Origin of the sequence: Leptolyngbya sp. FACHB-36 (assembly GCF_014695955.1) — a bacterium.
In the GTDB taxonomy this organism is placed as follows: domain Bacteria; phylum Cyanobacteriota; class Cyanobacteriia; order Leptolyngbyales; family Leptolyngbyaceae; genus FACHB-36.
This window is the reverse complement of record NZ_JACJPG010000515.1, coordinates 1-5,489: the sequence shown is the minus strand read 5'-3', so window position 1 is coordinate 5,489 and position 5,489 is coordinate 1. Positions and strand designations below refer to the sequence as shown.

The 5,489-nt window shown below is 52.9% G+C and carries 9 protein-coding genes; 5 read left to right on the top strand and 4 right to left on the bottom strand.

Features of this window, described 5'->3' with window-relative positions; all coding sequences use genetic code 11:
* The coding region (locus H6F43_RS14805; RefSeq protein ID WP_206754573.1) for a YCF48-related protein at positions 1-662 on the bottom strand (662 nt) is incomplete at its 3' end.
* A 37-nt stretch (positions 663-699) separates the two neighbouring features.
* Positions 700-1,092, bottom strand: a complete 393-nt coding sequence (locus tag H6F43_RS14800; protein ID WP_190343501.1) for a rubredoxin — start codon at positions 1,090-1,092, stop codon at positions 700-702.
* A gap of 268 nt (positions 1,093-1,360) precedes the next feature.
* Between H6F43_RS14800 and ndhC the strand changes: the two genes are divergently transcribed.
* The 4 genes from ndhC (at position 1,361) to H6F43_RS14780 (ending at position 3,316) form a co-directional block, all read left to right on the top strand.
* Positions 1,361-1,723: a photosynthetic/respiratory NAD(P)H-quinone oxidoreductase subunit C gene (gene ndhC / locus H6F43_RS14795; protein WP_190343500.1), complete on the top strand. Its 363-nt coding sequence runs from the start codon at positions 1,361-1,363 to the stop codon at positions 1,721-1,723.
* Between the two features lie 5 nt (positions 1,724-1,728).
* Positions 1,729-2,448, top strand: coding sequence for a photosynthetic/respiratory NAD(P)H-quinone oxidoreductase subunit K (ndhK, locus tag H6F43_RS14790; protein WP_242025635.1), 720 nt, complete (start codon positions 1,729-1,731; stop codon positions 2,446-2,448).
* A 28-nt stretch (positions 2,449-2,476) separates the two neighbouring features.
* Positions 2,477-2,983: an NAD(P)H-quinone oxidoreductase subunit J gene (locus tag H6F43_RS14785; RefSeq protein WP_190343503.1), complete on the top strand. Its 507-nt coding sequence runs from the start codon at positions 2,477-2,479 to the stop codon at positions 2,981-2,983.
* 132 nt (positions 2,984-3,115) lie between these two features.
* Complete coding sequence (locus H6F43_RS14780; RefSeq protein WP_190343498.1) at positions 3,116-3,316, top strand: DUF4177 domain-containing protein; 201 nt, start codon at positions 3,116-3,118, stop codon at positions 3,314-3,316.
* 107 nt (positions 3,317-3,423) lie between these two features.
* Here H6F43_RS14780 and H6F43_RS14775 read toward each other — a convergent pair whose 3' ends face one another.
* Positions 3,424-4,395, bottom strand: a complete 972-nt coding sequence (locus H6F43_RS14775; protein WP_190343497.1) for a patatin-like phospholipase family protein — start codon at positions 4,393-4,395, stop codon at positions 3,424-3,426.
* A 107-nt stretch (positions 4,396-4,502) separates the two neighbouring features.
* Here H6F43_RS14775 and H6F43_RS14770 point away from each other — a divergent pair, with 107 nt between their 5' ends.
* The gene (locus H6F43_RS14770; protein WP_242025633.1) at positions 4,503-4,742 is read left to right on the top strand and encodes a hypothetical protein; all 240 of its coding nucleotides are present in this window, start codon (positions 4,503-4,505) and stop codon (positions 4,740-4,742) included.
* Between the two features lie 36 nt (positions 4,743-4,778).
* On the opposite strand, the gene H6F43_RS14765 is transcribed toward H6F43_RS14770, so the two are convergent.
* On the bottom strand, positions 4,779-5,489 hold a 711-nt coding region (locus H6F43_RS14765), incomplete at its 5' end, for a VWA domain-containing protein (RefSeq protein ID WP_190343496.1).

Genomic DNA, 5,489 nt, shown 5'->3' with positions numbered 1-5,489 from the left:
CCCATACTCTGCAGCCGACGAGAGCTATTGCGGTTATGCGGCTCCCACGCCGCCTGACCTGGTCTCCACGTCGAATAGAAGTTACCGCGAGACGACACTGCAATGTATTTGCCTTCAGGCGATCGTGAGATGTTGCGAATCACGCCAACCGCCTCTGCCACCAGTGCCCTCCAGGTGCGCCCACCATCTGAGGTGCGATAGATCGCGCCAATATCCGTTGTCATTTCTGCCGAATTCGTACTCAATGCAACCACGGTATTGGGTGCACCCGGCAGCTTCTCGCTCAAGGGAACTCTGGACCACGATCGACCTGCATCGGTGGTGTGCAGCAGAATCGAAGGCTGCCCTGCAATCCAGCCTTCGTCGCCCTTAAAGTCTACGGAGGTCAAGCGATAGGTTTGATCCAACTCCAGGGTGCGGGCTTGCCAGGTTTCACCACCATCGGTTGTTTCAAGCAGCGTCGAACCGGACCCCACGACCCAGCCGTGGCGCTCATCGGCAAAACTAACATCAGACAGATTGGCGGATGTTGGTGTAGGGACTACACGCCAAGGATTGGCAAAACTGAGATCGGGTAGGTAAGCTTTGGTGCAGCCAGCAGACACCAGAACGATCGCCAGCAGCACAACAACGCGGGTAAAGAACTTCGTGGCTAAGTGCATCACATTCATCTCGACACTATCGAAATCTAAAGTCGGTCTACTGAAGCCCATACATGCTCATGAAGAACAGAAAGCCGAGCGCTAGCGCTCCAAAAATCAAAATATTTTTTTGTCCAGGCGTCAGAGTATTGACCCCCAAACCGTAGCCCAAATTCTCTTTAAAGCCGGATGCTGCGCCCAGTGAGCCAATGTTTTGGAAGCGAGAGGGGGCTGCGCCGCAAACCGGACAGCGCCACTCAGTTGGCAGTGCCTCAAAGGGGGTACCTGCCTCAATCTGACTACGATCGTCGCCCTTTACAGGCTCGTAAACGTAGCCGCAAACCTGGCACTCATGACGATCTAGGGTTCTAGAATCAACGGGTGTAGCATCCACGCTGGTGGAATCTACACGAGTGGAATCAACGTTGGAGTCAGTCGCTTCAGTACTCATAAGGTTGAGTCCGGGAAAACGTAGGAATAGAAATTCTTAAAAACCTGTTAAAGATTATGACACGACTGAGACCGCCCGCAGAATCCTGTTGGCATCAGCAGAGTTTAGCTACAGAAAAGTAGGGCAAAGCGCTTAGCCCTGCAGCCAACCTATGCAACAGATGAAGCTTTTCTATACATTTGGGGAAGGGACCCCCATATAATATGAAGAAGAAGTAACACAGCCACGGCTGATGTTGCGGTTCACTTGAACCTGAGGGGTAATTGCAGTGTTTGTCCTCAGCGGCTACGAATATCTATTGGGTTTTTTGCTGATTTCGAGTTTAGTGCCTATTTTGGCGTTGACTGCCTCCAAGGTGGTTCGCCCCAGTCGTCGAGGTCCGGAGCGTCGCACTACTTATGAATCTGGGATGGAGCCGATCGGCGGCGCGTGGATTCAGTTCAACATCCGCTACTACATGTTCGCCTTGGTCTTTGTCATCTTTGATGTGGAGACGGTGTTTCTGTATCCTTGGGCAGTGGCGTTTAATCAACTAGGGCTGCTGGCGTTTATTGAAGCGCTCATTTTTATTGCCATTCTAGTGATTGGTCTTGTGTATGCTTGGCGTAAAGGAGCTTTGGAATGGTCTTGAACCCAATGAAAGGCCAAGATGGCGGGCAGCCTGAGAGGGTGATGAACTCGATCGAACGCCCCCAAGTCACTCAGGATCTGTCGGAAAACATCGTTTTGACAACCGTAGATGACCTGTACAACTGGGCAAAGCTGTCGAGCTTGTGGCCCATGCTGTACGGCACCGCCTGCTGCTTTATTGAGTTTGCGGCGCTGATTGGCTCTCGCTTTGATTTCGATCGCTTTGGCTTGGTGCCGCGTGCCAGCCCGCGTCAGGCAGATTTGATTATCACGGCTGGAACCATCACGATGAAAATGGCTCCAGCGCTCGTTCGTCTCTATGAGCAGATGCCAGAGCCGAAGTACGTGATCGCGATGGGTGCTTGCACCATCACAGGTGGCATGTTCAGCACCGATTCGCCAACGGCAGTTCGCGGTGTCGATAAGCTGATTCCGGTGGATGTCTATTTGCCAGGATGCCCACCGCGTCCAGAAGCCATCATTGATGCAATTATTAAATTAAGAAAGAAAATTGCGAACGAATCGATGCAGGAGCGAGGCGAACTTAGACAAGTGCACCGCTACTACAGCACCACTCACAGAATGAGAGCGGTAGAGCCGATTCTAACGGGTCAATATTTGCAGTCGGAAACGCGGGAAGCGCCGCCGCAAGAACTGATGGAGGCAATGGGCCTTCCGGTTGCTCCGGCTCTTACAGCAGTTGAACAGGAGGAACGTCGTGGCTGAAGAGTCTCAAGCAGCAGAATCAACTAGCATTGCCCCTGCCGATAGCGGTGCTGTCGTGGAAGCCGGAACCGTATCGAAGTGGCTGACCCAAAATGGCTTTGAGCACGAGTTTTTGGGATTGGATGCGTCTAGCGTTGAGCTGATCAAGGTAGAGCCAGATCTGCTGATTCCGTTTGCCACAGCGCTCTACGCTTACGGATTTAACTACTTGCAGTGTCAGGGCGCTTACGATGCTGGTCCTGGACAGGAGTTGGTCAGCTTCTACCATTTAATTAAAGTGAGTGACGACGTCGATCGTCCTGAAGAGGTTCGTCTCAAGGTCTTTTTGCCGCGTGATAATCCTCGAGTACCTTCGGTGTACTGGATTTGGAAAACGGCAGACTGGCAGGAGCGCGAATCCTTTGACATGTACGGCATTATCTACGAAGGACATCCAAACCTGAAACGGCTCTTGATGCCAGAAGATTGGGTGGGCTATCCACTCCGCAAAGACTACATTTCGCCAGACTTCTACGAGCTACAGGATGCGTACTAGCGCGATTGAGCGTTGGCGATTTGTTTACCTTGGTTTATAAGTTGAGAGGATCAGGAATTGCAGGCAACTGCTACGTCCTGATCCTTTTAGTTTGTGAACGCTAAGGGAAATTGAATTTTAGAATAGGGCGTTATGTATCAGTGGGAATATAGAACCATCAAATTCTATGCTCAAGGTTCCCTGCAAGCAGGTCGGATCAATGACGTAGAACTTGAAACCACCCTGAACGAGTTCGGAGCTAGAGGCTGGGAACTTGTCACAATCTTGCCAGGTACACGAGACAACGGCGAGCTGTGGGATTTTGTGGCGATCCTTAAGCGAGAGGTGCCTTAGCGATCGCTGCCCTTTAGATCTGCACACCTGCTTAGCTTGTTGCTTGTAGCACAGCTAAAACAATGGCTGCTAGACAAAGGCTCAGTAAAGAACGAAGGGATAATATCTTATTCGCTGCGGATGGTGCTGACTAATTGATCGAGTAGGGCATCTCCGGTTGAAGCCAAATAAGTCTCAGCAATGCGGGTTAAGCCGCTCAAATTTTCGGGACTGGCATCATCGATCGCGCCATTTTCGCGACCGACAGGCGTTTGAAAGCGGAAATACTTCGCGTCTGCCAGCACTTGTCGAGCGATGTAGTCTACCGCATCCGCAGAGCCATCAAACAACACATCAATCAGCGGCATTACCCATCCCAGCGCACCCCAATTTTGCGACTGCTCGATTGTGATTGGCGCAGTCGTCTCGCCTGTACCAAACGACGCAACTACAAACTGATTCAGGTCTATCCGCTCTTCTAGTGAACCTTCATTGCTGAGGCGGACGCCTTCCGCGATCGCGCACGCGGTCGGGTTATTCGCTACCACGCCGCCGTCAGTTACAGGCAGTGTGCGATCGTTTAGCCGCAGCAGATGTGCCGGAAAATACACGGGCGCAGCCGACGACGCTTTGCAAATTTCCCAAACGGGTATCGATTGATGCTCTGGCTTGTTCGTCTTGAACACAAGCGCCTCTCGATTCTGCAAATCGTAACTCGTTACCAGCGTGCGGACCTGCAATGTTCCAAATGCCGCGTCACCAAATGCACTCCGCAGCACGCTTTCTAAGCCTCGCCCATCGTATCGCGGCGCGTCAAATCCCTGACTAAATACCCGCAGCGCTCGATTGAAGAAACGCGGAACTGGCGCCGGAAAAATCGTGGCGCTCTGCGTGCGGTACAGGTCCACAATTAAATCACTCTTCATGCCCATTGCCACCGCACAAGCGATGAGCGATCCAGTAGACGTGCCCGCTATCAGGTCGAAGTAGGGCGCGATCGAGCCACCAAGCTTCTGTTCCAGACGGTTGAGCCAAATTGCGGTAATCAATCCCCGCACGCCGCCTCCACTTAGCGACAGGATTCGATAGGTCTTTGCCATACACCGTCCCTCAATTCACCCGCATCATGACAAAGCCACATAACGTTCTGTAGCCGTCTTGAGAAGGATCTTACTGAACGCGGTTTAGGTGCTAACCCATACTTAGAATGATTCGCAGCGATCGTCCCTTCGCTACCGTGGACGTGTGGATTCGATCGCACCCTCAAATGACTCGTCTTCGGCAAAAACTCTGTAGCCTGTGTCAGAATTCATCTCCCGTGCTGTATCGCATTCAGCATGACGATTCCGGCGAGTGGATTTTTGTCTGTCCAACCTGCTGGGCAGCCGTTAGTCAGGACAATCCCTTCTACGTCTACGGCGGCACCTGGAAAGCCCAGAAGAAGTGAGGGAAGCGGATCGTGGACTTCGCGAACGGCGAACCGCTATTCTTGCAGCGTGGTTTTTGAAACGATGCGAGTTTTCTTACGATCGGCTTCCGACAGTTCCTCACCGGACTGGAGGCGCGTGGCGCTGTTTTGTAACACCGTAGCGGCTCCTTGGTCGCCCATCTGCAGGGCAGTTTTCGCAGCGGTTTGCAGCATGGTTGCGGCTCCAGAGCGATCGCCCTGTTGCAGCTTGGTTTCGGCGATCTGCGTCTGACGGTACTTCGCTAGCGCCAGAATGTGCTGCTGCACCTGCGGGTCAAGATTGGGCTGATAGTTACTGATGAAATTCGCTTCGACGGGAATCGCCTCGGATAGCAATCCTTCTTTACCCAGTGCTGGATCGTCATAGCGTACCTGAAGCTGAGCAATGCGCTGTCTGCCAGCAGGCAAGTTGCCGAGGTACAAATTCGTCAGAACCACTCTAGGCACATCAACCATTAAATCGCCCAGGCGTACGAGATACTGTCCGCCTTCCTGCATCACGGGTAGCTCGATCGTGTCCGGCGCAACTTGCGCGATCGGCTTCATCTCTGCCAGCCGCACGCCCGACGCCAGTGACAGCAGCAAATGGGCGTTGGTCAGCCCCACCGACTGCACCCGCCGAAACAAGCGGCTAAACTCGTCCACTGCCTGTTCTGCCCGCTGAATATAGGACAGCGTCCCGCCGCCTGCGTCTGCGATGCGCTCTAAAATATCCTGATTCCAACT

Coding starts and splice junctions, on each gene's coding strand:
- H6F43_RS14770 (WP_242025633.1), top strand. CDS start 4,503: ATGATTCGCAGCGATCGTCCCTTCGCTACCGTGGACGTGTGGATTCGA.
- H6F43_RS14780 (WP_190343498.1), top strand. CDS start 3,116: ATGTATCAGTGGGAATATAGAACCATCAAATTCTATGCTCAAGGTTCC.
- H6F43_RS14800 (WP_190343501.1), bottom strand. CDS start 1,092: ATGAGTACTGAAGCGACTGACTCCAACGTTGATTCCACTCGTGTAGAT.
- ndhK (WP_242025635.1), top strand. CDS start 1,729: ATGAAAGGCCAAGATGGCGGGCAGCCTGAGAGGGTGATGAACTCGATC.
- H6F43_RS14775 (WP_190343497.1), bottom strand. CDS start 4,395: ATGGCAAAGACCTATCGAATCCTGTCGCTAAGTGGAGGCGGCGTGCGG.